This window comes from Mycobacterium shimoidei, assembly GCF_900417275.1.
Classification (GTDB): domain Bacteria; phylum Actinomycetota; class Actinomycetes; order Mycobacteriales; family Mycobacteriaceae; genus Mycobacterium; species Mycobacterium shimoidei.
In genome coordinates this window covers 3183086-3209567 of record NZ_UEGW01000001.1, presented here as the reverse complement: position 1 = coordinate 3209567, position 26482 = coordinate 3183086, and the positions used below count along the sequence as shown (strand labels likewise).

Genomic DNA, 26482 nt, shown 5'->3' with positions numbered 1-26482 from the left:
TGGCCGCCTACACCAACCGCTGGCGGGCGATACTGCGCAGCGCCTGCGGCAGCACCCGGGCCAGCCCGTAGCCCAGGTAGGCTTCCGGTGCCACCGGCCGAATCGCCTTGTTCTTCTTCACCGAGGACACAATGGCCGCGGCGACCTTGTCCGGCCCGTAATGCCGTGCAGCGAACAGCTTTTCCAGCTGACCACGTCGCTTGTCAGCTCGCTCTTCGGCTCCCGGTGGCGCGTCGAACTCGGTGGTGTGCACGATGTTGGTGTCGATGATGCCGGGGCAGATCGTGGTCAACCCGACCCCGGCGGCGTCGAGTTCGGCCCGCAGGCAGTCGGAGAACATGTACACCGCAGCTTTGGACGTGCAGTACGCGTTCAGTGCCTGCGACGGCAGGTAGGCCGCCATCGAGGCGACATTGACGATATGGCCGCCGGTGCCGCGCTCGACGAGCCGGCGTCCGAATGCCCGGCAGCCGTTGACCACACCGCCGAAGTTGACGTCGATCACGTGGTCGAACCGCTCGGGCGGGGTGTCCAAGAACCGGCCCGCCTGCCCGATACCGGCGTTGTTGACGACCACGTCGGGGACGCCATGCGCAGCGCAGACCTGCGCAGCGAACGCCTCCACCGCCTCGGCGTCGGCGACGTCGAGAACATACGGGTGTGCGACGCCGCCGGCCGCCACGATCTGAGCGGCGGTTTCCTTGACGGTGGCTTCGTCGATGTCGCTGACCACCAGCTCGGCGCCTTCACGCGCGAATGCCAACGCGGTTGCGCGGCCAATCCCGCTGCCGGCGCCGCTCACCGACACCAAAGTGTCGGTGAAGTACGCGCGCCGACCACCCACCTGCGCACGCCGCATCGCCCGGCTGGGCTCCTTCCCTTCGGTAAGGTCGACGAACTCGTGCACGGCGTCCGCCAACGCCTGCGGGTGCGACATCGGCGACCAGTGACCGGCTTTGATGTCGCGGCGCCACAGCCGCGGCGCCCAGCGAACGGTGCCGTCGTAGCTTGATGGCCGCACGTATGGGTCCTCGGTATTGACGACAAGTTGCACCGGCACGTCCACGTAATGGTCACGCCGGGGACGCACCAGCGAACGAAAGTAGTTGGCGGAATACACCTTTATTGAGTTAGCCGCGTCGCTGGCGATGTGATCGGAGTGGTGAATGCGCGCGACGGGGACGCCGTCGACCATGCGGCGCCGACTTTTCGCGCTGGACAGTGCTGCCCGGATGACCAGCGGGGCCAGCACAGGTATCGAGAAGAACGCCATATAGCTGAGCCGGACCGCTTGGCTGAGCGCCCGGACGAATGTCGGCAGCCGGTAGGGACGCCGCAGTGCCGCCCGGATGTAGTTCGCCAGATGATGCTGGCTCGGCCCCGACACCGAGGTGAACGACGCGACCCGGTCACCGGCGCCGGCCCGGCCGAGGTACTCCCACACCGCTACCGAGCCCCAGTCGTGACCCAGCACATGCACCGGCCGGCCCGGACTGCACTCTTCGATGACCGCCGCGAAGTCATCGGCGAAACGCTCCATGGTGTACGCCGAAACCGGCTTGGGCACCGAGGAGCCGCCGACCCCGCGGTTGTCGTAGCGGATGATCCGGAACCGGTCGGCCAGCAGCGGAACAATGCCGTCCCACAACACGTGGGAATCCGGCCAACCGTGTACCAGCACCACGGTGGGACCGTCCGCGTTGCCCTCTTCGTACACCGCGAGGCGGACGTCGTCGGCGCTGTAGACGAACCGCGGAGCAACCGTCGCCATGAAACCCTCCCGACCCGCTGAGACTTACTGTGACGGCCAGTAGCCCATACCCTTGGTAGCAAGCGAAATTCGACACTGCCCCGGCCTTGCGTGGGTGTCAAGGGTCCGCTCTGCCCTGGGTGTATGCCGTTCGCGCAGCAATGGAAGGATGCTGTGGTAAGCCAGAGGTCGAACCCTCCTGACCGACCGACGATCGAGGAGTCAACAGAGATGGCCTTCTCCGTCCAGATGCCGGCACTCGGCGAAAGCGTCACCGAGGGGACGGTCACCCGCTGGCTCAAGCAAGAAGGCGACACAGTCGAGGTTGACGAGCCGCTGCTGGAGGTCTCCACCGACAAGGTCGACACCGAAATCCCCTCGCCGGCCGCCGGCGTGCTGACCAAGATCATCGCCAAAGAAGACGACACCGTCGAGGTCGGCGGTGAACTCGCCATCATCGGTGAAGCCGGCGAGCAACCCGCGGCCACGCCCACACCCGAACCCGAGCAGCAACCAGAGCCGCAAGCGCAACCGGAGCCGCAAGCCCAGGCCGAGCCGCAAGCCCCGCCCGAGCCGGCGCCGGCTCGGGCGGGGCTTGCGGCTCGGCCTGGGCTTGCGGCTCCGGTTGCGCTTGCGGCTCTGGTTGCTGCTNCTCCGTCGCCGCCGCCGGCTGTGTACAAGAGCCCGGCCTGCCCCCCCCCCGGCACCCACCCCCACCCCAGCGCCCGCCGCGCCGCCGCCCGCGGCAGCGCCCCCGGACGGTGCATCAGGCACGCCCTACGTCACCCCGCTGGTCCGAAAGCTGGCTGCTGAAAACAACATTGACCTCACCCAGGTGCGCGGCACCGGCGTGGGCGGGCGCATCCGCAAGCAAGATGTGCTGGCGGCGGCCGAGGCCAAGAAGGCTCCGCCACCGGCTGCGGCGCCGCAAGCCCCGGCCGCTGCCGCCAAACCAGCCGCTGCGACACCGGCACCCGCGCTGGCCCACCTGCGCGGCACCACCCAAAAGGCCAGCCGGATTCGCCAGATCACCGCCAACAAGACCCGCGAGTCTCTGCTGGCCACGGCGCAGCTGACTCAGACCCATGAAGTCGACATGACCAAGATCGTCGCGCTGCGGGCCCGGGCCAAGGCGGCGTTCGCCGAACGGGAAGGGGTGAACCTCACCTTCCTGCCGTTCATCGCCCGCGCCGTGATCGATGCGCTCAAGGTGCACCCCAACATCAACGCCAGCTACAACGAAGAGACCAAAGAGATCACCTACTACGACGCCGAGCATCTCGGGTTCGCCGTCGACACCGAGCAGGGGCTGCTCTCTCCGGTCATCCACAACGCCGGCGACCTGTCGCTGGCCGGTCTGGCACGCGCCATCGCCGACATCGCCGCGCGGGCACGCTCGGGCGACCTCAAGCCCGACGAGCTGTCCGGGGGCACCTTCACCATCACCAACATCGGCAGCCAAGGGGCGCTGCTGGACACCCCGATCCTGGTACCGCCTCAAGCCGCCATGCTGGGCACCGGGGCCATCGTCAAGCGACCACGGGTCGTGGTCGACGAGAACGGCAACGAGTCCATCGGAGTGCGGTCGGTGTGCTATCTGCCGCTGACCTATGACCATCGGCTGATCGACGGTGCCGATGCCGGACGTTTTCTGACTACCATCAGGCATCGACTCGAAGAAGGTGCTTTCGAGGCCGATTTGGGTTTGTAGGAAGGCTTTCCAGTCGTGGCCAAAGCCGTCATCGCGGTCGCCGGGTCCTCCGGGCTGATCGGCTCGGCTTTGGTGTCCGCGCTGCGCGCCGCCGACCATCGGGTGGTGCGAATCGTGCGCCGCACACCGGCAAACGGCAACGAGGTGCACTGGAACCCGGCAAGCGCCGAACTGGACGCGTCGGCGTTGAGCGGAGTCGACGCCGTGGTCAACCTCTGCGGGATCAATGTCGGGCAGCGACGCTGGTCGGGTGCGTTCAAACAGAACCTGCGGGACAGCCGTATCACCCCGACCGAAGTGCTGTCGGCAGCCGCTGCCGAAGCCGGAGTTTCAGTACTCGTCAACGCCAGCGCCGTCGGCTACTACGGCAACACCAAAGACCGGGTCGCGGACGAAAACGCTTCGGCAGGAACAGGTTTCCTGGCGCAGCTGTGTGAGGACTGGGAGGCGGCCACCGCACCCGCCCAAGAAGCGGGCGTTCGAGTGGTCCTGGCTCGCACCGGAGTGGTGCTGGCCCCGTCGGGCGGCGCGCTGAGCCGGATGCGTCCGTTGTTCTCGGTGTGCCTGGGCGCCCGGCTCGGCAACGGACGTCAATACCTGTCGTGGATCAGCCTCGAAGACGAGATACGGGCGCTGCAGTTCGCGCTCAGCCATCGTGGCCTGTCCGGTCCGGTGAACATGACCGGACCGGCACCGGTGACAAACGGCGAATTCACCGCAGCGCTCGGCCGCGCGCTGAACCGGCCCACCCCGCTGGTGATGCCCAGATTCGCGGTGCGCGCCGCAATCGGCGAGTTCGCCGATGAGGGTTTGCTGTGTGGCCAGCGCGCCATCCCGGCCGCGCTGGAGCGCGCCGGATTCCAGTTCCACCACAACACCATCGGCGAGGCGCTGGCCTACGCCACCGCCCGACCCGTCTTCGCGTAACGTGGCCGTTGTGAGGCCATTGTGAGCTCTATCCGCTCGAGCGCGAATCCCGTCGAAGTCCGTCAACTCGGCACGATCGACTACCAGGCCGCGTGGCGCCTGCAACGCGAACTGGCCGACACCCGGGTGGCCGGCGGCCCCGACACCCTGCTGCTTTTGGAGCACCCGTCGGTCTATACCGCCGGGCGGCGCACCATGCCGCACGAACGGCCGGTTGACGGCACGCCCGTCGTCGACACCGACCGCGGCGGCAAGATCACCTGGCACGGACCAGGCCAACTCGTCGGCTATCCGATCATCGGGCTGACGGAGCCGCTTGATGTGGTCAATTACGTTCGCCGCCTTGAGGAATCGCTGATCAAGGTTTGCACGGACCTGGGCCTGGACGTGGGCCGCGTCCAAGGCCGCTCCGGGGTGTGGGTGCCCACCGGTGCGGGTCGGCCCGCCCGCAAGGTCGCCGCTATCGGGGTTCGGGTGTCGCGGGCGACGACGCTGCACGGCTTTGCGCTCAACTGTGATTGCGACCTGGACGCGTTCGGACGGATCGTGCCGTGCGGCATCACCGATGCCGGAGTGACGTCGTTGACCGCCGAACTGGGTCACCGCGTCGGTGTCGACGATGTTCGCTGCGCCGTTGCCGACGCCGTGTGTGACGCGCTCGACGGGGCGCTCGCGGTGCTGGAGCAGGCATCCGCCCGCGTAGCATCGACTACGTGACTGTCGCTCCGGAGGGTCGGAAACTGCTGCGCCTGGAGGTGCGCAACGCGGCGACCCCCATCGAGCGCAAGCCGCCGTGGATCAAGACGCGGATGCGGATGGGTCCGCAGTACACCGAGCTGAAGAGTCTGGTCCGGCGCGAGGGGCTGCACACGGTCTGCGAGGAAGCCGGCTGCCCGAACATCTACGAGTGCTGGGAAGACCGCGAGGCCACCTTCTTGATCGGCGGCGATCAGTGCACCCGCCGTTGCGACTTCTGCCAGATCGACACCGGCAAGCCCGCCGCCCTGGACCGTGACGAGCCTCGCCGGGTCGCCGAGAGTGTGCAGGCGATGGGCCTGCGATACGCCACGGTGACCGGGGTGGCCCGCGACGACCTGCCCGACGGCGGGGCGTGGCTGTACGCCGAGACGGTGCGCGCCATCAAGGCGCTCAACCCATCGACCGGGGTCGAACTGCTGATCCCCGACTTCAACGGCGTTCCCGGCCGGCTTCGCGAGGTGTTCGAGTCTCGCCCGGAAGTGTTGGCGCACAACGTCGAAACGGTGCCGCGCATTTTCAAGCGGATCCGGCCCGCATTCACCTACCAGGGCAGCCTCGACGTGATCACCGCGGCGCGCGAGTTCGGGCTGGTCACCAAGAGCAACTTGATCCTCGGATTGGGCGAGACTCCCGACGAAGTGCGTGCCGCGCTGCGGGACTTGCATTCCGCCGGCTGCGACCTCGTCACGATCACCCAATACCTGCGACCGTCCGTGCGGCACCACCCGGTCGAGCGGTGGGTCCGCCCGGAAGAGTTCGTCGAGTACTCGCGCTACGCCGAGGAACTCGGGTTTGCCGGGGTGCTGGCGGGTCCGCTGGTGCGTTCCTCCTACCGGGCCGGGCGGCTCTACCAGCAGGCCGTGCAGGGCCGGCCCGACCGTATCCTGAACTAATGGCGAAAACCCGTAGTGCCGCGGCGAACAAGGCCGCCAGAGCTGAGGCGAAGGCAGCCCGAAAGGCCGCCGCCAAAGAACGGCGCATTCAGCTGTGGCAGGCCTTCAACATCCAACGCAAAGAAGACAAGCGGTTGCTGCCCTACATGATCGGCGCGTTTGTGCTGATCGTGGGGATATCGGTGGCCGTGGCGTTGCCCGCCGGCGGCCTCAGCGCTTTCATGATGATCCCGCTGGGTGTGGTGCTGGGCGCCTTGGTGGCGTTCATCATCTTCGGCCGGCGCGCGCAGCGTTCGGTGTACCGGAAGGCCGAAGGACAGACCGGCGCGGCGGCGTGGGTACTGGACAACCTGCGCGGCAAGTGGCGCGTCACCCCAGGTGTGGCGGCGACCGGCAACTTCGACGCGGTGCACCGGGTGCTGGGGCGGCCCGGCGTCATCCTGGTGGCGGAGGGGTCGCCGGCCCGGGTCAAGCCGCTGCTGGCCCAGGAGAAGAAGCGCACCGCACGGCTTGTCGGGGACGTGCCGATCTACGACATCGTCGTCGGCAACGGTGAGGGCGAGATTCCGCTGGCCAAGCTGGAGCGCCACCTGACTCGGCTGCCGGCCAACATCAACGTCAAGCAATTGGACTCGCTGGAGTCCCGGCTGGCCGCGCTGGGTTCGCGTGCCAGCGGGCCCGCCATGCCCAAGGGACCGCTGCCCGGCGCCGCAAAGATGCGCGGAGTGCAGCGCACCGTGCGTCGGCGCTAGCCGCTATCTCCGCACGACCGCGGTGCCGGTCACCCGGTCCTGCAGGCCGCGCCCGTCGGCGTCGACGAACAACGCCGGAATCACCAACGCGATCAGCACCCCGCGCAGCGCGGCGCGCCCGAGCCCCACGTGCAGGCGACCGTCGATCGAGGCCACCCGCAACCCGAGCGCGAACTGGCCCGGCGTGAACTCGAACAACCGAACCGCGACTATGCCGAGCACCAGCCACACGACCAGCACCGCCGTCGCCAGCGCGCTGCGCGGGACCAGCCCGAGCGTCGCGCCCAGCCCGGCCAGCCCGTATGCCACTAACCAGTCGACCAGCAGCGCGGTGAACCGGCGGCCGATCCCGGCTAGCGAACCCGGTCCGGACTCCGGCAACTCGAGCGTCTCGCCGGGCGGACCAGAAAGCCAGGATCCGATGCTGCGGGGCATGGCCCCAGGATAAAGTGCACACACCCGGCCTAACCCCGACCTAACCCTGGCCAACCGGGTCGCGTAACGTCAGCGCAACACGCGGTTGACTGCCGGGCAACATCACATCCCTACGGTCTGATCGGGTCACCGATACGGCCAGTAAAGGAGAGAGCGCCTCATGACCGCATTAGACTCGATGCCCTCAGTAAAGGAGAGCGCCTCGGTGTCCGAGAAGACGGCCGACGACATCTTCAAACTCATCAAAGACAACAAGGTCGAGTTCGTCGACGTTCGCTTCTGCGATCTGCCGGGTGTGATGCAACACTTCACGATTCCGGCGTCAGGGTTCGACGAGAGCGTCTTCGAAGACGGGCTGGCATTCGACGGATCGTCGATCCGCGGCTTCCAGTCGATCCACGAGTCGGACATGATCTTGCTGCCCGACCCGCAGACCGTTCAGATCGATCCCTTCCGCGAAGCTAAAACGCTGAACCTGAACTTCTTCGTGCACGACCCGTTCACCCGCGAGGCCTACTCACGCGACCCGCGCAATGTCGCCCGCAAGGCGGAGAACTACCTCAAGAGCACCGGAATCGCCGACACGGCCTACTTCGGCGCCGAGGCTGAGTTCTACATCTTCGACTCGGTTTCGTTCGATTCGACGACCAACAGCTCGTTCTACAAAGTGGATGCCATCTCCGGCTGGTGGAACACCGGCGCGGCGACCGAGGCCGACGGCCTCCCCAACCGCGGCTACAAGGTCCGCCCCAAGGGTGGCTACTTCCCCGTCGCACCCAACGACCAGTACGTCGACCTCCGCGACAAGATGCTGACCAACTTGATCAACGCCGGTTTCGTGCTCGAGAAGGGGCACCACGAGGTGGGCTCCGGCGGCCAGGCCGAAATCAACTACAAATTCAACACTTTGCTGCATGCCGCCGACGACTTGATGCTGTTCAAGTACATCGTCAAGAACACGGCCTGGCAGCACGGCAGGACGGTCACGTTCATGCCCAAGCCGCTGTTCGGCGACAACGGCTCGGGGATGCACACCCACCAGTCACTTTGGAAGGACGGCGGGCCGCTGTTCTACGACGAGGTCGGCTACGCCGGCCTGTCCGACATCGCGCGCCACTACATCGGCGGCATTTTGCACCACGCGCCGTCGCTGCTGGCATTCACCAACCCGACGGTCAACTCCTACAAGCGGCTGGTGCCCGGTTTCGAAGCGCCGATCAACCTGGTGTACAGCCAGCGCAACCGCTCGGCATGCGTGCGTATCCCGATCACCGGTAACAACCCGAAGGCCAAGCGGCTGGAGTTCCGCTGCCCGGACTCCTCGGGTAACCCCTACCTGGCGTTCTCAGCGATGATGATGGCCGGCATCGACGGGATCAAGAAAAAGATCGAGCCGCAGGCTCCGGTCGACAAGGACCTCTACGAGCTGCCGCCGGAAGAGGCCGCCAACATTCCGCAGGCCCCGACCTCGCTGGCCGCGGTGATCGACCGTCTCGAAGCGGACCACGAATACCTCACGGAGGGCGGCGTTTTCACGTCCGACCTGATCGAGACGTGGATCGCTTACAAGCGCGAAGTCGAGATCGGGCCGATCAACGTGCGGCCGCATCCGTACGAGTTCGCGCTGTACTTCGACGTTTAAGGATCAGATCCCGATCCAGACCCACTGCTGGTGGGCTTGATCCCACACCGGGTGGACCGGCCACGGCGACGGCGGCGGGTCTGTCGGGGGCGGCGGCACCGACTGCGGCGCATAGATCGGCGCGTACGGTGGCGGGGGTGTCCACCATTCCGGCGGTGGCGGTGGCGGTTTGCACTCGCCGGTCGCCACAATGTACGACCAGTTGGGATCACACTCAGCGTTGCTGACGCCCGGCGTCGCGACCGTCACCACCGCGATCGAAGCCAACGCCGCTAAAGCACCGACGGCCATCCGGAGCACGAACCTCGTCATCGCGGCCTCCCTGGGGACCTGTACCCGATGTTGGGTGGCTTTAGATTATGCCCAGTGGTGCGGGCAAGCGGCTATGGTCGGCGCATGACGCGCAATTTGGAGGCCCGGCTTGCGGCGCGCTCGTCGTCGGCCATTGCCGTGTTTCGAGTCGTGTTCGGATTTTTGTTTTTATCCCATGGCCTGTCCAAGCTGATCGGCTGGCCACAAGGACCCGTGGTCCCGGCCGGCCAATGGCCCGCGTACCACGCGGGCTGGATTGAGCTGATCACTGGCGCGCTCATCGCGATCGGGCTGTTCACCCGAGCGGCGGCCTTCGTGGCATCCGGCGAGATGGCAGTTGCCTATTTCTGGCAGCACTTCCCGCACGGATTTTGGCCGATGGTCAACCGCGGTGAGCTCGCGGTGTTGTACTGCTTCGGGTTCCTGCTGTTGGTCTTCGTCGGCGGCGGTGCGTTTGCGCTGGATTCGCGCCGCAGGCACCGCCGCTCGACACGTGGGCCGCTGTCGCCGAGTCGGTGGTCCGACCGTCGGTAAACGCTGATCCGCTACCTCGCTACGAAGACTCGGCCACCGTGGACGGCGGATGGTTGCGCTGTCGGCGCGGTAACGGCACCAGCATCCGCACCTCGCGGCGGTACTCGAGGTATTGCTCACCGAGCGTGGCCGCCAGATCACGCTCCTCCAGCTGTACGGCGACGAGAATGTATGCGGTGCTGGCTGCTGCAAACAGCAGACGCCCCACCGTCATCGTCGGCGCGGCCCAAAACGCGAGGATGAAGCCGAGCATCAACGGGTGACGGACCACCCGATAGAGCAGTGTTGTGCGAAAACCAAGGTCGCTCAACGGGTTTCCTCGCCAGAAGGCGTATACCTGCCGCAGCCCGAACAAGTCGAAGTGATTGATCATAAATGATCCAGCGAACACGGTGACCCAGCCAACCCAGAACAGCACCCACAACGCGACCCGGCCGACCTGGTAGCCGACATGCCACACCTCGTCCGGGAGCGTTCGCCACTGCCAATACAGCAGGAACAGCACCAAATCCGACAGCAACACGTAGGTGCTGCGTTCAATAGGTTCAGGTATGACGCGTGTCCACCATCGTTTGAACGCCGGACGCGCCATCACGCTGTGCTGGATGGCGAACAGTCCCAGCAGGATGATGTCCACCGCGAATGCCTTCCCGGTCGGTGCCGCTATCGCGTGATCGACGCTGCGCGGTACCCAGAGGTTGCCGACGAAGCCGATTGCGTACAGAAAAGCCACCACGAAAAGCAGGTAAGCGACCGCGCCGTAGCTGATCGCCAGGAAACGCTTGATCGTCGTCATGATGTGAGGTTCCTTTGGTGTGAGAGGTTTGTCTATGAGGCGATTGCCTCAATCACTGGCCGTGGGGGCGCTCGGACACGTGTCCGGCAGCGTGCAGCTCGGCGCGGTTGGGCGATTCCGGCGTCGGTACGCCGGAATGGCCGTTGGGGGCCATTCACTGATTGTGCGGCTTAACTCAGCGCAGCGTGGCGAAAAAAGCACGCACGTCGTCCACGAATAGCGACGGCTGCTCGAAAGCCGCGAAGTGCCCGCCTCGCGGCATGTCCGTCCAGTGGGTGATGTTGTAGACGGCCTCACACCACCTTCGCGGTGCGCGCAGGATTTCCTTGGGGAACGACGCGATGCCCGTCGGCAGTTCGACTCGGCTGGCGTCGCCGAGGGCATTGAAGCTCTCCCAGTACAGCCGCGCGGACGAGGCGCCGGTACCGGGCGCCCAGTACAGCATCACGTTGTCGAGGAGTTCGTCGCGGCTGAGCACATTTTCGGGATGCCCGTCGCAGTCCGTCCACGCCCAGAACTTCTCCACGATCCACGCCAGTTGTGCTGCCGGGGAATCAACCAGCCCATACCCCAACGTCTGCGGCCGGGTCGCCTGCTGCGTGGAATAGCCTGTGCCCCAACGGCGATGGTGCGCGGCTGCGGCAAAAGCGCGTTTTTCGTCCTCGGTGGGTTCGGCCTTCGCGTCGGCCGGCGGCCGGGCGATCGGCATGTTCAGGTGGATCCCGATGCACCGGCCCCGGTTGCGACCTATCTGTGTACTGATCGCAGCGCCCCAGTCGCCGCCCTGCGCGCCGTATCGGTCATACCCGAGGCGCCCCATCAAGGTCTCCCAGGCCTGTGCGATCTTCTCCACGCCCCAGCCAGTGCGGGAGGGCTTGCCGGAGAACCCATACCCGGGAAGCGACGGACATACGACGTGAAAAGCGTCTTCGGGACGTTCGGGGTTCACCAGCGGCTCGATCACTTTGTGGAACTCCACGATCGAGCCGGGCCAGCCGTGGGTGATCAACAGCGGCAGCGCATCCTTGTGCGGGGACCGTTGATGGATGAAGTGAATGTCGAGGCCGTCAATCTCGGTGACAAACTGATCGAACCGGTTCAGCGCGGCTTCGCGCGCCCGCCAGTCGTAGCCGTCGGCCCAGTAATCAGCCAGGTCACGGGTGTAGGCGAGCGGGATGCCTTGACTCCAGTCGTCGACACATTCGGCTTCGGGCCATCGGGTGCGCGCTAGCCGCGCGCGCAGATCATCCAGAACCTCATCCGCAACGTCGATGCGGTAGGGCTTGACTTCCGGGGTCACAGGATGCGCCGCGGGGACCTGCCCATGTGGTAGCCGGTGGGAAAGGACATCTCGATTACTCGAAGCCGGTCGTTTGCCTTCGACTCGAGTTCCAGGACGACGCAGCCGTCGCCGATCGACTTGGATTCGAGAACCGTGTAGTGCTGACCGCCACCTTGAACATCGGTGATCGGGTCACCAGAGCGCAACGCCTCGACAGGCACAAGTTCGGGGGTTCCGTGTGACTCCACCCTCGCAACGTTAAAACAAACGCAGGCGGGAGGGAATGCTTTCAGCGGCCGGTCAGCAGCTCGGGGTGGACGGTGGCGGCCATGCGGCGCATTCCGTCGCGCCAGTCGACCGTCGTGGCGCCGACAAGCTCGCGCATCCGGGTCGCATCGGTGGGATTGCCGCGTAACGCCTGGTCACTCTCTTGAAAGACCGGCTCCTTGTCGACCAGCGAGCCGAGGAAGCTGCACCACTCCTGCAGGCTGACGGTCTGATCGCCGCACCAATTGACGGTGGTCGCCGGGACCGACGCCACCTCGAGGAGCTTGGGGATGGTGGCGAGGATGTCATCCTCGTGGATCGGGTTATAGCGGGCCGGGCCGCCCGGCGGGACCGGAATCGGGATGCCGGCGAGGATCATCTCCATGTGGTAGTACGGCCACCCGCCGTTGTCGCCGTACGGGACGTTGAGGCGGGCGATGGTGGTGGGCACGCCGAGCACCCGCGCGATCGAGCGGGCGACGACTTCGCCGGCGATCTTGGAGATGGAGTAGGTGGGAAACAAGAACTTGTGGTTGTCGCCAAGGGCGGCACGCTCGGTGCGCGGCTCGTCGTCCGGCGGGTCGTAGACGGCCGCAGACGAGCAGTGCAGGAAAGCTTTTGCCCCGCGGCAGTGAGCCATCAGCAGACCAACCGACTCCGCGTTGGCGCCCAGATCCGTGTCCCACTTGCCACTCTTGGCCACCGCGAGGTTGAGGACGTAATCAAAATCGGACGGCAAGCCGGTGAAATCGCCTGCGGCCAGGTTGACCGTCTGGCACCGAACTCCGGCCTGCTCGAGACGTTCCCGGGCCGCGGCGTCGGCGAACCGAGCGATCCCCCAGATGTCGTTGTCGGCGGCCAGGGCTCGGGCGATCGGGAAGGCGACCTGGCCGGTCGGACCGGTGATCAGGATTTTGGCACCGCGCATGAGCTGATGGTAGGCATGCCGTCACGGATCCTCGTCGTCATCGTCTTCTTTGTCTTTGTCTTGCAGGAGTTTCTCGGGGTGGTGGAACCGGTTGACGCGCGGTTGGCCATAGTCCAGGTGCGGCGGCGGAATCCATTCCGTCTCACCGTCCGCGTTTTTGCGAGTGGTCCAGCCTTGTTCAGTCAGCGGATGGTCGCCGCCGCATGCAAGCGTCAGGTCGTTGACGTCGGTGGTGCGGCACTTGGCGTAGGGCGTGCAGTGGTGGACTTCGGTGAAGTAACCGGCCACGTCGCAGGCGGGGCGCGAACAACCGCGGTCCTTGGCGTAGAGCACTATTCGCTGTCCCGGCGAGGCTAAGCGTCTTGTGTGGTAAAGCGCGATCGCCCGCCCTTTGTCGAAGATGGCCAGGTAGTTGTGGGCGTGGCGGGCCAGTCTGATCACATCTTTCATGGGCAGCAGTGTGCCGCCTCCGGTAAGTGCTTTCCCACAACCGGATTCGAGTTCCTGCAACGTGGTGGACACGATGATGCTGGCCGGCAATCCGTTGTGCTGGCCCAACTCTCCGCTGGCGAGTAAGGCGCGCGACGCCGCATGGAGGGCATCGTGGTTTCGTTGCGCCGGGGTGCGTTTGTCGTTGTCAATCGCCCGCTCCGACGGCGTGCCATCGAGCACCGGGTTTTCGTCATAGGGGTTGGCCATGCCCGGCGCGGCCAGCTTGGCGAACACGGCCTCCACCGCGGCGCGCGCAGCCGGCGTCAGATACCCGCGGATCGCCGACATGCCGTCGCGCTCCTGCTTGCCCAACGTCAGGCCGCGCCGACGAGCCCGATCCTCGTCGCTGAAGTCGCCATCCGGGTTGAGGACGTCGGCGAGTTTGTCGGCCAGCTTGGCGAGCAACTCGGGGCGATACTGGGTGGCGAACTCGGCGAGCTGTGCTTCGGCGCGTTGGCGCGTGTCAGCGTCGATCCAACAGGGCAGGTCCCGCAGGAAGCCCCGGATCACCGACACGTGGGCACCACCGATGTCCCCCGCGCGCTGGCCGGCGGCAGTCGCCGATAGATGCGGCGGCAGCGGTTCACCGGCCAGTGACTGGCGCGTGCCCAGCTCTTGGGCTTCCTCGATGCGACGCTTGGCGTCGCCACGGGTGATGCGCAATCGGTCGGCGAGCACATGGGGCAATTTGCCGCCGATTTCGGCCGGGGTGGCCTGCTGGCGCAGCCCGTTGATCAATTCGTGGCGCGGAACCGGCAACCGACGAGTGTCGTCCTCGAAGCGCTCCAGCAACGCCAAACGATCGGGGGTAGTCAACGCATCGAAAGTCAGCTCACCCAGCCGAGTAACCGAGTCATGAAACGCATCGAACGCCTCGATGATCTCTTCCCGGCTACTCGAACGCATGTTCGAATCATATCTGCGCCCACTGACATTCATGGCCTCGCGTGCGGCACCCTGTGGACAAACAGCAGACTGTGGATAAGAACTGAAGACGCATAAGATTGTGTACAGCTTATATCGGCAGAACGGTTGGCTCCGAAGTCATTTCGACGACGATATGATCCTGGGTGCCGGTCTTGTCAAAACGCCCATACAAATAACGACCGGGGATGAGGTATACCTCTACGGATATTTCCGCCTCACCAGGAAATGAAGCCGCGCGCCCGACCAGTTGCCACGACTAAAGCACACCGCTCCCGTCACCGGATCTTGTGTAGCTCAATACCTCTTGAATAGACGAGGGGGACACTCCGACCGGTTATGGCGTAGATCAGCGGGGTCAATAGCGGCTGCTTCTCGTAGTAATAATGGATGTACCCATCATCGTCGGGGGCTGTGGCGCAGACTTTACCTTGGCCCCCGCACAACTCCTTGACCGGAAGAGCGAGCAGACCAAGAAACCCCAAGACCACGACCGCGACAACGACCTTTTTCGTCACCCTCAGTCCTCCGCCACTACTCCACGTCCAACACCAAATCCTCGCGGAACCGCCGCATGCCGTCGATCTTTTCCGACAATGTGGCATCGGCGCCGGCGTAGAACCTCCACGGCATCGTCAAGATGCCAGTGATCCCGGCGTCCGCAGCACGCTGATAGTCCGCGGCAGAGAACGCGTCAACCAATGGCGTGAGAATGGTGAAACCGTCCATGGACAAACCATTTTCGGCACGCAGCGCGCGCAGCCTGGTGACTGCCTCGATGGCCTGGTCGAGCCGGATCAGATCACCGATCCAGCCGTCGTGGCGAGCCGCGCGCCGCAATGCGGTCTCGCTGAGCCCGCCGACGTAGATCGGGATGCGGGGCGGCGTCGGCTCCATCTCCAGCCGCGGCGCTTGGTAGAACTGCCCTTCGAATTCTGTCCAGCCGGGACTCCATAGCGCGGCCAGCAGTTCGAGCATCTCGTCGGTGCGCTTGCCCCGGTTCTCGAATCGCTGCTCCATCAACGCGAACTCGCCGGCGCACCAGCCGACACCAACTCCGAGCTCGACGCGCCCCTCAGCCAAACACGCTGCGGTGCCAATGGCTTTGGCCGCCGAATAGGGATTGCGCATCGCCGGGATGTAGACGGTGGTGACAAAACGCAGCCGGGTGGTCACCTGCGCCAGCGCGCCCACCAGCACCCATGGGTCGGGCCAATCGGTGAACGGCGGCCAGCGCCGCTCCCCGTCTTTGGTATACGGATACGGCGTGCTCAGCGTCTCCAGATTGACAATGTGGTCCGGGATACCGATTCCGTCATAACCTAATTCGTCTGCAGCCCTGGCGATTTCGATGATCTCGCCGGTTTTCAAAAACCCGCTGCTGACGTAGAACTTCATCCGGCGTCCCGCGCCCACGCCGGCTCAATGAAGACGCCTTCGGCTTCGGCGGTGATGCCCTCCGCGTCGGCGATAAAGCCGCGGACGAAAGTCTTGACGCCTTCCACCCGTTCGATCCCGGCTTCGGCACGAAGCTCGCCCAACGGCGTGGCACGTAGATACTTCACGCTGATCGTGCCGGTGAACCGTGGTTTGGTGAGACCCTCGCTGGCCACTTCGCCGAGTAAATGGTCCAGCACCAGGGCGCACACGCCGCCGTGCACCCGACCCGGCGGTCCCTCATACGGCGCGCCCAGCGAAAACTCACTCCAGCACCGAGTGGCGTCAGCGTTGTGGTGGATGGTCAGCGGTGGCGCGATCGGGTTGCGGACACCGATCACCGCGTTGGCCCATGCCACCGGCCGCCCACTTTCGGCTACCCGTAGCGTGCGATAACCGTCGTGCCGGGTGCTTTCCAGCGTTTGCGTCACTGACTCGATGGCGCTCTGCGCATCGCGGATGGTCTGTTCGTCGACCCCGGTGTGGATGCTGGCGTCGATGAGGCCGCGCACTGCCCGGGCCAGTGGCTCGTAGAGCGCCACTAACTGGTCATGCTGGTCGGCGCTGATGACGTCGAACGCGAAGTCCATCCAAACTTACTAGCACTACTAGATATCGCGGTCCGCCCCGGGGCGCTTTTAGGCCCCGAAGACCTTGCGCACCACCGCTTTCGCACGCCGCGTCACCCGCAGATAGTTGTCCAAAAATTCGCCCCCGTCGCCGTTGGCCCAGCCGGCGGCGACCGCGACGGCGTTGAGTGCACGCCCGGGTCCGGGCAGCTGATCGGTGGGCTTGCCGCGCACCAGAACCAAGGCGTTGCGCGCCCGGGTGGCCGTGAGCCAGGCCTGCCGCAACAATTCCACCTCTTCGGCCGGTATCAGCTCGGCGGCGGCGATCGCGTCGAGGGTTTCCAACGTCGAGGTGTTGTGCAGCGCCGGAATCGCGTGTGCGTGCCGCAGCTGCAGCAACTGCACCGTCCATTCGATATCGGCCAGCCCGCCGCGCCCCAGCTTGGTGTGGGTGTTGGGGTCGGCGCCGCGCGGCAGCCGCTCGGCGTCGATGCGGGCCTTCATCCGTCGGATCTCCCGTACGGCGTCGGCCGATACTCCCCCATCGGGATAGCGCGTCTTGTCAGCCATCAATAGGAAGCGCTGCCCGAGGTCTTCGTCACCGGCTACCGCGTTCGCACGCAGCAGGGCCTGCACCTCCCACGGCTGCGCCCATTGTTCGTAGTAGCTGGCGTAGGAGGCCAGCGTCCGGACCAGCGGGCCACTGCGTCCTTCCGGGCGCAGGTCGGCGTCGACGTCCAGCGGCGGGTCGACGCTGGGCGTGCCCAGCAGGGTCCGGATCTGCTCGGCTACCGACACCGACCAGCGCACCGCCTGCGAATCCTCGACGCCGTTGGTCGGCTCGCAGACGAACATCACGTCGGCATCGGAACCGTAGCCCAGTTCGCGCCCACCCAGCCGCCCCATCCCGATCACCGCGATGCGCGCCGGCGCACGACCATTCTCGGGGAGATTCGCCCTGGTCACTGCCTCCAGCGCGGCCTTGAGCACCGCGACCCACACCGAGCTGAGCGCGTGGCACACCTCGGTGACCTCGAGCATGCCGAGCAGGTCCGCCGAGGCGACCCGGGCCAGCTCGCGTCGGCGCAGACTGCGAGCGGCGGCGATGGCACGGACTGGGTCCGCGTGCCGGCCCGCCGAGGCCACCAGAGCGCCCGCCACCGCGTCGGGGTCGGTTTCCACCAGTTTTGGGCCCGACGGCCCATCGCCGTACTGCTGAATGACCTCGGGCGCGCGCATCAGCAGATCCGGTACATACGCCGAGGTGCCCAGCACATGCATCAGGCGCTTGGCCACCGCGCTGCTGTCGCGCAGTGTGGACAGATACCACCGTTGCGCCGCCATCGCCTCGGAGATTCGGCGGTAAGCCAGCAATCCGGCGTCGGGGTCGGGGGTGTTCGACAACCAGTCCAGCAATCTGGGCAGCAGTACCGACTGCACCCGACCGCGGCGTCCGCTCTGGTTGATCAGTGCCGACAGATGGCTCAGTGCGTTCTGCGGGCTCTTGTAGCCCAGGGCGGCCAATTGGCGCTCGGCGGCTTCCGGCGTCATGCCCTGCGCGAACTCCAGTCCGGCCGGACTGACCGATTCCAGTAGCGGTTGGTAGAAGAGTTTGGCGTGCAGCCGTGACACCCGGACGTTTTGGCGCTTGAGTTCCTCGCGCAGTACGCCCAGCGCGTCGTTACGCCCGTCGGGCAGGATGTGTGCCGCGCGCGCCAGCCAGCGCAGCGCTTCCTCGTCGTCGGGCTCCGGCAGCAGGTGGGTGCGTTTGAGTCGCTGCAGCTGCAGCCGGTGCTCGAGCAGCCGCAGGAATTCGTAGGACGCAGTCAGGTTGGCGGCGTCGTCGCGCCCGATGTAGCCGCCGCGACCCAGCGCGGCCAGCGCATCCACTGTGGAGGCCACATGCAGCGACTCGTCGTTGCGGCCATGCACCAGCTGCAGCAGCTGCACCGCGAACTCCACATCACGCAGGCCGCCGGGACCTAATTTGATCTCGCGGTTGCGCACATCGGCGGGCACCAGCTGCTCCACCCGCCGTCGCATCGCCTGCACCTCGTCGACGAAATCCTCACGCTCGCAAGCCCTCCACACCATCGGCATCACCGCGGCGATGTATCGCTGGCCCAGTTCGGGGTCACCGGCGGCGGGGCGGGCCTTGAGCAGTGCCTGAAACTCCCAGGTCTTGGCCCAGCGCTGGTAGTAGGCGATGTGTGAGTCGAGGGTGCGGACCAGCTCGCCGTGCCGGCCCTCCGGCCGCAGCCCGGTGTCGATTTCGAAGAAGGCCTCCGACGCCACCCGCATCATCTCGCGGGCGACCCGGGTGCTGATCGGGTCGGCATGTTCGGAGACGAAGATCACGTCGACGTCGCTGACGTAATTCAGTTCGCGTGCACCGCATTTGCCCATCGCGATTACCGCTAAGCGAGGTCGCGTGCCATCACCGCAGACGGTCGATTCAGCCACGGCCAACGCCGCCGCCAACGCGGCGTCTGCGATGTCGGCCAAATGAGCGCCAACCGCGGTGAATGGCAGCACCGGCTCGTCCTCCACCGCCGGCGCCAGATCAATGGCGGCCAGCAACAGCAGCTGGTCGCGGTACAACGCACGCAGATGGTCGACGCCTGCGCCAGCCGGCATTTCAGCGACGGCCTGGGCGAATGCTTGGTGCAGCTGTTCGGATGACGGCAATATCGGCTCGCCGGCCAGCAGCCGCCACGACCGTGGATGGGCGACCAGGTGGTCTCCCAGTGCCAGCGAGGACCCGAGCACCGCGAACAGCCGACCGCGCAGCCCGCGGTCGGTCAGCAGCGCGGCACTCAATTCATCCCATGCGGCCTCGGGCTTCTCGGACAACCGGACCAGCGCGCTCAGGGCGGCATCGGCGTTGGGTGCCCGCGACAGCGACCACAACAAATCGACGTGGTCTTCGGTGTCCCAGCCCAGTCGCGCCAAGTAGTCACTTGCCCGCGGGTCGACTAGGCCGAGCCGACCGACGCTGGGTATTTTCGGTCGCTGCGTGGCGGGTTGGCTCACGGTTACAGCGAGAGATATGTCTTCAGTTCGTAGGGCGTGACGTGGCTACGGTAGTTGGCCCATTCCCTGCGCTTGTTCCGCAGGAAGAAGTCAAATACGTGCTCCCCCAACGTTTCCGCTACAAGCTCGGACTTTTCCATCTCCCGCAGAGCGTGATCCAGGCTGGCCGGCAGCTCGCGATAGCCCATCGCACGACGCTCCTCGGGCGTCAGATCCCACACGTTGTCTTCGGCCTGCGGGCCCAGCGCATAACCCTTCTCCACCCCGCGCAACCCGGCCGCCAACAGCACCGCGAACGTCAGGTACGGGTTGCATGCCGAGTCCGGGCTGCGTATTTCGATGCGGCGCGACGACGTCTTGTGCGGACTGTACATCGGAATCCGCACCAACGCGGAGCGGTTGGCCGCGCCCCACGACGCCGCCGTGGGTGCCTCGCCGCCGTGCACCAACCGCTTGTAGGAATTCACCCACTGATTGGTGACCGCGCTGATTTCGCTGGCGTGCTCCAGGATCCCGGCGATGAACGACTTGGCGACATCAGAAAGCTGCAGCGGATCGTCGGGGCTGTGGAACGCGTTGACCTCACCCTCGAACAAGCTCATATGCGTGTGCATGGCTGAGCCCGGGTATTGCCCAAAAGGCTTGGGCATGAAGCTAGCTCGCGCGCCTTCCTCCAGGGCAATTTCTTTGATGACGTAGCGGAAGGTCATGACGTTGTCGGCCATCGACAGCGCGTCGGCGAAGCGCAGATCGATCTCCTGCTGTCCCGGAGCGCCCTCGTGATGGCTGAATTCCACCGAAATGCCCATGAATTCCAGCGCTTCGATCGCCCGGCGGCGGAAATTGGACGCCGAGTCGTGCACCGCCTGATCGAAATAGCCGGCATCGTCGAGCGGAATCGGCGGGGATCCGTCATCCCCGCCCGGTTCCAGCAGGAAGAACTCGATTTCGGGGTGCACATAGCAGGAAAAGCCGAGATCGTTGGCTTTGCTCAGCTGACGGCGCAGCACATGGCGCGGGTCCGCCCAGGAGGGTGAACCGTCCGGCATCGTGATGTCGCAGAACATGCGCGCCGAATGGTGATGCCCCGTACTGGTGAGCCACGGCAGCACCTGGAAGGTCGACGGGTCGGGATTGGCGACGGTGTCGGCCTCCGAAACCCGGGCGAACCCCTCGATCGAGGAGCCGTCGAACCCGATGCCTTCCTCAAAGGCACCCTCGAGCTCAGCCGGCGCGATCGCGACCGACTTGAGGTAGCCCAGCACGTCGGTGAACCACAGCCGCACAAAACGGATGTCCCGTTCCTCCAGCGTGCGGAGCACGAATTCCTTCTGTCGGTCCATGATGGAAAAGCGTATCGCGTCTCAGCACTGCAAGTTGCCTGGAGCCACACCGGTGACGAAATAACGCACGACTGCGGTGTCGACGCAGCGGTCGCCGTTGAACACCGCGGTGTGTTGGGTCCCCTCATAGGTGATCAACGGGGCGCCGAGTTGGCGCGCCAGCGCCACGCCGGCCTGGTACGGGGTGGCGGGATCGTGCGTGGTGGAGACGACGACGACCTTGCCCGGCGCGACCGGCGCCGCCGGGTGCGGCGATGAGCTCGCGGGTACCGGCCACAACGCGCACACGTCGCGGGGCGCGAACCCGGTGAACTGGCCGTAGGACAAAAACGGTGCGACTTGGCGAATCTTGCGGTCGGCGGCGACCCAGGTCGCCGAATCCGTGGGCGACGGCGCGTCGACGCAGCGCACCGCCTCGAAGGCGTCCTGGGAATTGTCGTAGTGGCCATGCTCGTCGCGCCCGTTGTAATCGTCGGCCAGTTTCAGCAGGTCAACGGCATCAGTGCCGCGTTTGAGGCCCAGGAGTCCGCTGGTCAGGAATTTCCAGTACTGCGGGGTGTACAGCGCATTGACGGTGCCGGTGATCGCGTCGGCGTAGCTCAGTCCACGCGGGTCCGACACCTGCGCGGGTTTGTCGACCAAGGGGTCCACCAGCTCGTGGTAGCGGCTGACCCATTTGGTGGGGTCGGTTCCCAGCGGGCAGTCCGACGAGCGAGCGCAGTCGGCCGCGTAGTCGTTGAACACCGTCTGGAAGCCGGCTTGCTGCTGGATGCTTTCCTCGACCGGACCGACGCTGGGGTCGATCGCGCCGTCAAGCACCATCGCGCGTACGTGGTCACCGAACCGCTCGACATAGGCGGTGCCCAGCTCGGTGCCGTAGCTGAAGCCCAGATAGTTGATCTGCTCCTCACCAAGCGCTTGCCGGACCACATCCATATCCTGCGCGACCGACGCGGTGCCGACGTTCGCCAAGAACGTCGGGCCCATCTTGTCTGCACATTCGCGGGCAAACTGCCGGTAGATCTGCTCGATGTGGGCGACGCCGGCCTGGCTGTAGTCGACCATCGGTTCGCGCCGGTAGGCGTCGAATTCGGCGTCGGTGCGGCAGCGCAGTGCCGGGGTGGAATGACCGACGCCGCGAGGGTCGAACCCGACCAGGTCGAACTGACGGGTGATCTCACTGTCGGCCAGCGCTGCTGCCATCTGAGCGGCGGCCTCGACCGCTGACGCGCCCGGGCCGCCCGGGTTGACCAACAGGGACCCTAGCCGCGGGCCGGTGGCGGGGATCCGAATCACCGCGAGCTGAAGTGTGGCGCCCGCGGGGTCGTTGTAGTCGACCGGAACCGGGACGGTTGTGCACAGTGCGGTGGGGATGTCGCGGGTGTCCTCGACGAAGCTGTCGCAATGCCCCCAAGTCGGCGGCGCGACGCTGGCCGGCTTTGGCACGGCCGAACTCGGGCCGGCATCGGATTCCGGCGTGCCCCGGGCAGGTTCGGGGTAACTCAGCGCCACCGATATCGGCAAGGCGAATGATAGCAGCGCAGAGCTCAGCAGTCTCATGCGCCACATGGATGTCAATCGTGGCATGTCCCAGCTACGGAAGCTGCCCGCAGAAGGTCACACGTTGGTCTCGTTATCTGGAAGGTTCGTTACCTGCCGGCGGAGCTAACACTTGGCGCCCTTTGCCGGCACCTTCCCGCTGATCAGGTACTCCGTGGCGTAGTCGTCGACACAGCTGTTGCCCTGGAAGACCACGGTGTGCTGGGTTCCGTCGAAAGTGAGCAGGGCGCCCTGCAGTTGTTTGGCGAGATCCACCCCAGCCTGGTACGGGGTCGCGGGGTCGTGGGTGGTCGACACGACCAGGGTTGGGACCAGGCCGGGCGCGGAGATGGCGTGCGGCTTGCTGGTGGGCGGTACCGGCCAAAACGCGCAGGCTCCCAGCGGGGCGTGGCCGGTGAATTTGCCATAGCTCATGAACGGCGCGATCTCACGGGATCGTCGATCTTCCTCGACGACCTTGGCCCGATCCTTGACCGGAGGTTGGTCGACGCAATTGATTGCGACCCGGGCATCGCTGGCATTGCTGTAGTGGCCGTGTGCATCGCGGCGCATGTACATGTCGGCCAGCGCCAGCAGGGTGTCGCCGCGGTCGCTTTTCAGCTCGGTCAGTCCGGCGGTCAGGTGATGCCACAGCGTGGGCGAATACAACGCCATGATGGTGCCGACGATGGCGTCGCTATAACTCAGCCCGCGTGGATCTTTGGTGTGTGCGGGTCTGCCCTTCCTCGGGTTGTCGGGATCGACCAGTGGATTCACCAAGCTCTGGTAGACGTCAACCGCCTTGGCCGGGTCGGTGCCCAGCGGGCAGGTCGGAGCCTTGGCGCATTCAGCCGCATAGTCGTTGAACGCGTCCTGGAATCCCTTGGCCTGCCGCAGGTCTGCCTCTATCGGGTCGGCATTGGGGTCGACGGCCCCGTCGAGAATCATCGCCCGTACCTTGTGCGGAAACGCCTCGGCGTAGGCGGCGCCGATCCGGGTTCCGTACGAATAGCCGAGGTAGGTCAGCTTTTCGTCACCGACGGCTTCACGCACCGCGTCGAGATCGCGGGCGACGTTGACCGTTCCCACGTTGGCCAAGAATTTCTTGCCCATCTTGTCCACACAGCGGCCCACGAATTCCTTTGTCTCTTGCTCGATGTGCGCGACGCCTTCGGGGCTGTAGTCGACCTGCGGCTCGGCGCGCAACCGGTCATTGTCGGCGTCGGAGTTACACCAGATCGCCGGGCGCGAGGACGCCACCCCGCGCGGGTCGAAGCCGATCAGATCGAACCGTTCGCGGACTCGCGGCGGTAGTGACTGGACGACGCCGATCGCGGCCTCGATCCCGGACTCGCCCGGGCCGCCGGGATTGATGACCAGGGAGCCGATCTTGTCGCCGGTGGCCGGAAAACGAATCATGGCCAGGGTGGCGGCGTCGCCGTCGTGGCGGCGGTAGTCCACCGGCACCGCAATCCGCCCGCAAAGCGCACCGGCCGGCAGCTTGACGGCGGTCCCGCCGGACAGCCGGCACTGCCCCCACTCCAGCGCCTGGCCGATCTTCGGCCCGGCCAGGCGCGGGCGTCCGTCGACGACGCGTGTGCAGCTCGCCACGGTCAACACGGTCACGGCCAACACAGTCCAAACCAGCAGCGAGCGCGCGATCCCATCGCGGCGAGGCAGGCCCATGTCCACCTATGCTGCCATGCGCCGAGGGGTGGTCCGGGCCAGGTCGGACGGCGACCCGCTACCGGGTGGCCAGCAGCAGTTCTTCCATTCCGACCGCGAAGTCGTCGGCCAACTCCCACAACTCGGGCACCAGCTCCGGACAAGCGATCAGCCCGACGTCGAGTTTCCCGTTCAGCGACATCACGGTGATGTTCAGACCTGACCCATGGAAAATCGGGCCCAGCGGGTACATCGCTTTGACCTCGCAGCCCAGCAGGTACAGCGGCACCTGCGGGCCCGGGACGTTGGAGACCACCAGGTTGTGCACGGGCCGACTGCGGGTCAGCCGAGTCTTGGCGTAGGCGCGCATCGCCATGCCGAAGACGGCTGGGGCCGCGAATTGCGACCAGTCTTGCAGCAGCGTCGCGCTGATCGCTGAACTATGTTGCTTAGCAACCGAATTCGCCTCAGATATGGATTTGATGCGCTCGGCGGGGTCGGCGATGTGCGAATGCAGGCTGGCAAACATTCCGGAGACCTGGTTACGTCCTGGCCGGTCGGACTTCCCGTGTACCGACACCGGAACCATCGCCACCAACGACGCCTCCGGCAATTCGCCACGGTCCAACAGGAATTGGCGCAGCACGCCGGACACCAACGCCATCACGACATCGTTGACCTTGACGGCGAAGTGGTTCTTGACCTTCTTGACGTCCTCCAGGTCCAGTTGTGCGTAAGCGACGTTGCGGTGCCCGGTGATGCTGGCGTTGAACGTGGTTCGCGGCGCGGCAAATGGACGCGCCATCGCCGTCCCGCTGCGCGCGCGTGTCAGTGTCTCGACCATCGACGACACCGTGCTGGGCAATACGTTGACCAGACTCAGCGGGCGTGACGCAAATTTCGCCAGGCCGCTGACCGCGATCTCGAGCTGACTGGCGCCACCGACACCCTCCACCGGCTCTGGCGGCGGCGCGTCGGCCTCGGTGCTGCACAGTTGTGACATCAGGTTCGCGCCGGTCACCCCGTCCACGCAGGCGTGGTGCACTTTGGTCATCACCGCGATCCGGCCACCCTGTTGGGCGTCGGTGCCGGCCACACCCTCGATGACCCACATCTCCCACAGCGGCCGACTGCGGTCCAGCGGCAGTCCCGCGATGTGGCCGCAGATCTCGGACAGTTCGATCCGCCCACCCGGCGGCGGCAGCCCGATGCGGTGCAGGTGCCGACTGACGTCGAAGGTGTCGTCATCGACCCACACCGGATGGTCCAGGTTGAACGGGCTGCTCGCCAGCTTCTCCCGGAACTGCGGCATCGCCTTGATGCGAATAGCCAGCTCGTCGCGCAGCCGGTCGAAGTTGTATCCGCCCGGCATCGTCGAGGTGTCGAGCTCGAGAATCGAACAGACGTGCAAGGGCTGGGTAGACGTTTCCAGATACAAGAAACTGGCATCGAGGCCGCTGAGCCGCTGCATGCGCCGATGGTATGTCCGGCACCGCGCCGCGGCACCGGAATCGCGGTAGGCAACCCCGGTGTGAGCAAGTCCACGGGTCCAGGTATGCCGTTCTGACGCGACAGGTGGCAGACTGACGAGGTCAGACGAACCCGGGGACCCGGCAGGGCCACGAGGATCGACCCGACGATTACTAGGGACAACGATGTCTGAGCACACTGTGTACGGTGCTTCCGCATCCGCACCGCGGACCAAGATCCGCACTCATCACCTGCAGAAAATGAAGGCAGAGGGCCACAAGTGGGCCATGCTGACCGCCTATGACTACTCGACTGCCCGGATCTTCGACGACGCCGGGATACCTGTGCTGCTGGTCGGTGACTCGGCCGCCAACGTCGTCTACGGATACGACACCACGGTTCCCGTTTCCATCGATGAGCTGATCCCGCTGGTGCGTGGTGTGGTGCGCGGCGCTCCGCACGCGCTCGTGGTGGCTGACCTACCGTTCGGCAGTTACGAAGCCGGACCGGCCGCCGCGCTGGGCAGCGCCACTCGGTTCATGAAGGAAGCGGGAGCGCACGCCGTCAAGCTCGAGGGCGGCGAGCGGGTGGCCGAGCAGATCTCGGTCTTGACCGCCGCGGGCATTCCGGTGATGGCGCACATCGGCTTCACCCCCCAGAGCGTGAACACACTCGGCGGCTTCCGGGTGCAGGGCCGCGGCGACGGCGCCGAACAGACCATCGCCGACGCGATCGCGGTCGCCGAAGCCGGCGCGTTCGCGGTTGTCATGGAGATGGTGCCGGCCGAGCTGGCGGACCAGATCACCGGAAAGCTGACCATCCCGACGGTCGGCATCGGTGCGGGTCCCAACTGCGATGCCCAGGTGTTGGTTTGGCAGGACATGGCCGGGTTCACCGCCGGCAAGACCGCTCGCTTCGTCAAGAGGTTCGGCGACGTCGGGGGCGAATTGCGCCGCGCGGCAACCCAATATGCGGAAGAAGTCGCCAGCGGCGTATTCCCGGCCGACGAGCACTGCTTCTAG

General features: G+C 65.8%; 23 protein-coding genes and 1 pseudogene. 8 read left to right on the top strand and 16 right to left on the bottom strand.

From position 1 onward, the window contains the following. Positions 1 to 7 precede the first annotated feature (7 nt). On the bottom strand, positions 8 to 1771 hold the full coding sequence (locus tag MSP7336_RS15475) for an SDR family oxidoreductase (RefSeq protein ID WP_113964079.1): 1764 nt from the start codon (positions 1769 to 1771) through the stop codon (positions 8 to 10). A 210-nt stretch (positions 1772 to 1981) separates the two neighbouring features. On the opposite strand from MSP7336_RS15475, the pseudogene sucB reads away from it, so the two are divergent. The 5 genes and pseudogenes from sucB to MSP7336_RS15450 all read left to right on the top strand — a co-directional run bounded on the left by sucB (position 1982) and on the right by MSP7336_RS15450 (position 6792). Then, positions 1982 to 3461, top strand: a pseudogene (sucB, locus tag MSP7336_RS15470) (2-oxoglutarate dehydrogenase, E2 component, dihydrolipoamide succinyltransferase). Between the two features lie 15 nt (positions 3462 to 3476). Further along, a complete protein-coding gene (locus tag MSP7336_RS15465; RefSeq protein WP_069396270.1) occupies positions 3477 to 4388 on the top strand; it encodes a TIGR01777 family oxidoreductase in 912 nt (303 codons plus the stop codon). 18 nt (positions 4389 to 4406) lie between these two features. Next, the gene (gene lipB, locus MSP7336_RS15460) at positions 4407 to 5105 is read left to right on the top strand and encodes a lipoyl(octanoyl) transferase LipB (RefSeq protein ID WP_069396269.1); all 699 of its coding nucleotides are present in this window, start codon (positions 4407 to 4409) and stop codon (positions 5103 to 5105) included. After that, entirely contained in the window at positions 5102 to 6040 is a 939-nt protein-coding gene (gene lipA, locus MSP7336_RS15455; protein ID WP_069396268.1) for a lipoyl synthase, read from the top strand. Before lipB ends, lipA begins: the two co-directional genes overlap by 4 nt. Beyond that, complete coding sequence (locus MSP7336_RS15450; protein ID WP_069396267.1) at positions 6040 to 6792, top strand: DUF4191 domain-containing protein; 753 nt, start codon at positions 6040 to 6042, stop codon at positions 6790 to 6792. The genes lipA and MSP7336_RS15450 overlap by 1 nt, the downstream gene beginning before the upstream one ends. A gap of 3 nt (positions 6793 to 6795) precedes the next feature. Here MSP7336_RS15450 and MSP7336_RS15445 read toward each other — a convergent pair whose 3' ends face one another. After that, positions 6796 to 7227 (bottom strand): RDD family protein, encoded by a 432-nt coding sequence (locus tag MSP7336_RS15445; protein ID WP_069396266.1) that lies wholly within the window; start codon positions 7225 to 7227, stop codon positions 6796 to 6798. Positions 7228 to 7432: 205 nt separating this feature from the next. Between MSP7336_RS15445 and glnA (MSP7336_RS15440) the strand changes: the two genes are divergently transcribed. Beyond that, positions 7433 to 8869 carry a type I glutamate--ammonia ligase gene (glnA, locus tag MSP7336_RS15440; protein WP_069396265.1) on the top strand — a complete coding sequence of 479 codons (1437 nt, stop codon included), beginning with the start codon at positions 7433 to 7435 and terminating at the stop codon, positions 8867 to 8869. Between the two features lie 3 nt (positions 8870 to 8872). Here glnA (MSP7336_RS15440) and MSP7336_RS15435 read toward each other — a convergent pair whose 3' ends face one another. Continuing rightward, positions 8873 to 9181 carry a hypothetical protein gene (locus MSP7336_RS15435; RefSeq protein WP_069396264.1) on the bottom strand — a complete coding sequence of 103 codons (309 nt, stop codon included), beginning with the start codon at positions 9179 to 9181 and terminating at the stop codon, positions 8873 to 8875. Between the two features lie 84 nt (positions 9182 to 9265). Here MSP7336_RS15435 and MSP7336_RS15430 point away from each other — a divergent pair, with 84 nt between their 5' ends. Beyond that, positions 9266 to 9715 carry a DoxX family protein gene (locus tag MSP7336_RS15430; protein ID WP_069396263.1) on the top strand — a complete coding sequence of 150 codons (450 nt, stop codon included), beginning with the start codon at positions 9266 to 9268 and terminating at the stop codon, positions 9713 to 9715. 19 nt (positions 9716 to 9734) lie between these two features. Here the strand turns inward: MSP7336_RS15430 and mddA are convergent, their stop codons facing one another. The 13 genes from mddA to MSP7336_RS15365 all read right to left on the bottom strand — a co-directional run bounded on the left by mddA (position 9735) and on the right by MSP7336_RS15365 (position 25461). Further along, complete coding sequence (gene mddA, locus MSP7336_RS15425) at positions 9735 to 10502, bottom strand: methanethiol S-methyltransferase (RefSeq protein WP_113964947.1); 768 nt, start codon at positions 10500 to 10502, stop codon at positions 9735 to 9737. Between the two features lie 184 nt (positions 10503 to 10686). Continuing rightward, a complete protein-coding gene (locus tag MSP7336_RS15420) occupies positions 10687 to 11811 on the bottom strand; it encodes an epoxide hydrolase family protein (RefSeq protein ID WP_069396261.1) in 1125 nt (374 codons plus the stop codon). Further along, on the bottom strand, positions 11808 to 12041 hold the full coding sequence (locus tag MSP7336_RS15415; protein ID WP_113964077.1) for a hypothetical protein: 234 nt from the start codon (positions 12039 to 12041) through the stop codon (positions 11808 to 11810). The genes MSP7336_RS15420 and MSP7336_RS15415 overlap by 4 nt, the downstream gene beginning before the upstream one ends. A gap of 41 nt (positions 12042 to 12082) precedes the next feature. Then, positions 12083 to 12988: an NAD-dependent epimerase/dehydratase family protein gene (locus MSP7336_RS15410; RefSeq protein ID WP_113964076.1), complete on the bottom strand. Its 906-nt coding sequence runs from the start codon at positions 12986 to 12988 to the stop codon at positions 12083 to 12085. A gap of 21 nt (positions 12989 to 13009) precedes the next feature. Further along, positions 13010 to 14386 (bottom strand): HNH endonuclease signature motif containing protein, encoded by a 1377-nt coding sequence (locus MSP7336_RS15405; RefSeq protein ID WP_069396311.1) that lies wholly within the window; start codon positions 14384 to 14386, stop codon positions 13010 to 13012. Between the two features lie 296 nt (positions 14387 to 14682). Continuing rightward, positions 14683 to 14922 carry a hypothetical protein gene (locus MSP7336_RS23850; protein WP_113964075.1) on the bottom strand — a complete coding sequence of 80 codons (240 nt, stop codon included), beginning with the start codon at positions 14920 to 14922 and terminating at the stop codon, positions 14683 to 14685. A 16-nt stretch (positions 14923 to 14938) separates the two neighbouring features. Next, positions 14939 to 15802 (bottom strand): TIGR03619 family F420-dependent LLM class oxidoreductase, encoded by an 864-nt coding sequence (locus MSP7336_RS15395; protein ID WP_113964074.1) that lies wholly within the window; start codon positions 15800 to 15802, stop codon positions 14939 to 14941. Continuing rightward, a complete protein-coding gene (locus MSP7336_RS15390) occupies positions 15799 to 16431 on the bottom strand; it encodes a PaaI family thioesterase (protein ID WP_069396257.1) in 633 nt (210 codons plus the stop codon). Before MSP7336_RS15390 ends, MSP7336_RS15395 begins: the two co-directional genes overlap by 4 nt. 48 nt (positions 16432 to 16479) lie before the next feature. Continuing rightward, on the bottom strand, positions 16480 to 19443 hold the full coding sequence (locus tag MSP7336_RS15385) for a bifunctional [glutamine synthetase] adenylyltransferase/[glutamine synthetase]-adenylyl-L-tyrosine phosphorylase (protein ID WP_425325749.1): 2964 nt from the start codon (positions 19441 to 19443) through the stop codon (positions 16480 to 16482). Positions 19444 to 19445: 2 nt separating this feature from the next. Further along, positions 19446 to 20786, bottom strand: coding sequence for a type I glutamate--ammonia ligase (gene glnA / locus MSP7336_RS15380; protein ID WP_069396255.1), 1341 nt, complete (start codon positions 20784 to 20786; stop codon positions 19446 to 19448). A 21-nt stretch (positions 20787 to 20807) separates the two neighbouring features. Next, positions 20808 to 22355, bottom strand: coding sequence for an alpha/beta hydrolase (locus MSP7336_RS15375; protein WP_069396254.1), 1548 nt, complete (start codon positions 22353 to 22355; stop codon positions 20808 to 20810). Between the two features lie 96 nt (positions 22356 to 22451). Further along, entirely contained in the window at positions 22452 to 24017 is a 1566-nt protein-coding gene (locus MSP7336_RS15370) for an alpha/beta hydrolase (protein ID WP_113964072.1), read from the bottom strand. Positions 24018 to 24069: 52 nt separating this feature from the next. Further along, complete coding sequence (locus MSP7336_RS15365; RefSeq protein WP_069396252.1) at positions 24070 to 25461, bottom strand: WS/DGAT/MGAT family O-acyltransferase; 1392 nt, start codon at positions 25459 to 25461, stop codon at positions 24070 to 24072. A gap of 184 nt (positions 25462 to 25645) precedes the next feature. Here MSP7336_RS15365 and panB point away from each other — a divergent pair, with 184 nt between their 5' ends. Continuing rightward, on the top strand, positions 25646 to 26482 hold the full coding sequence (panB, locus tag MSP7336_RS15360) for a 3-methyl-2-oxobutanoate hydroxymethyltransferase (RefSeq protein WP_069396251.1): 837 nt from the start codon (positions 25646 to 25648) through the stop codon (positions 26480 to 26482).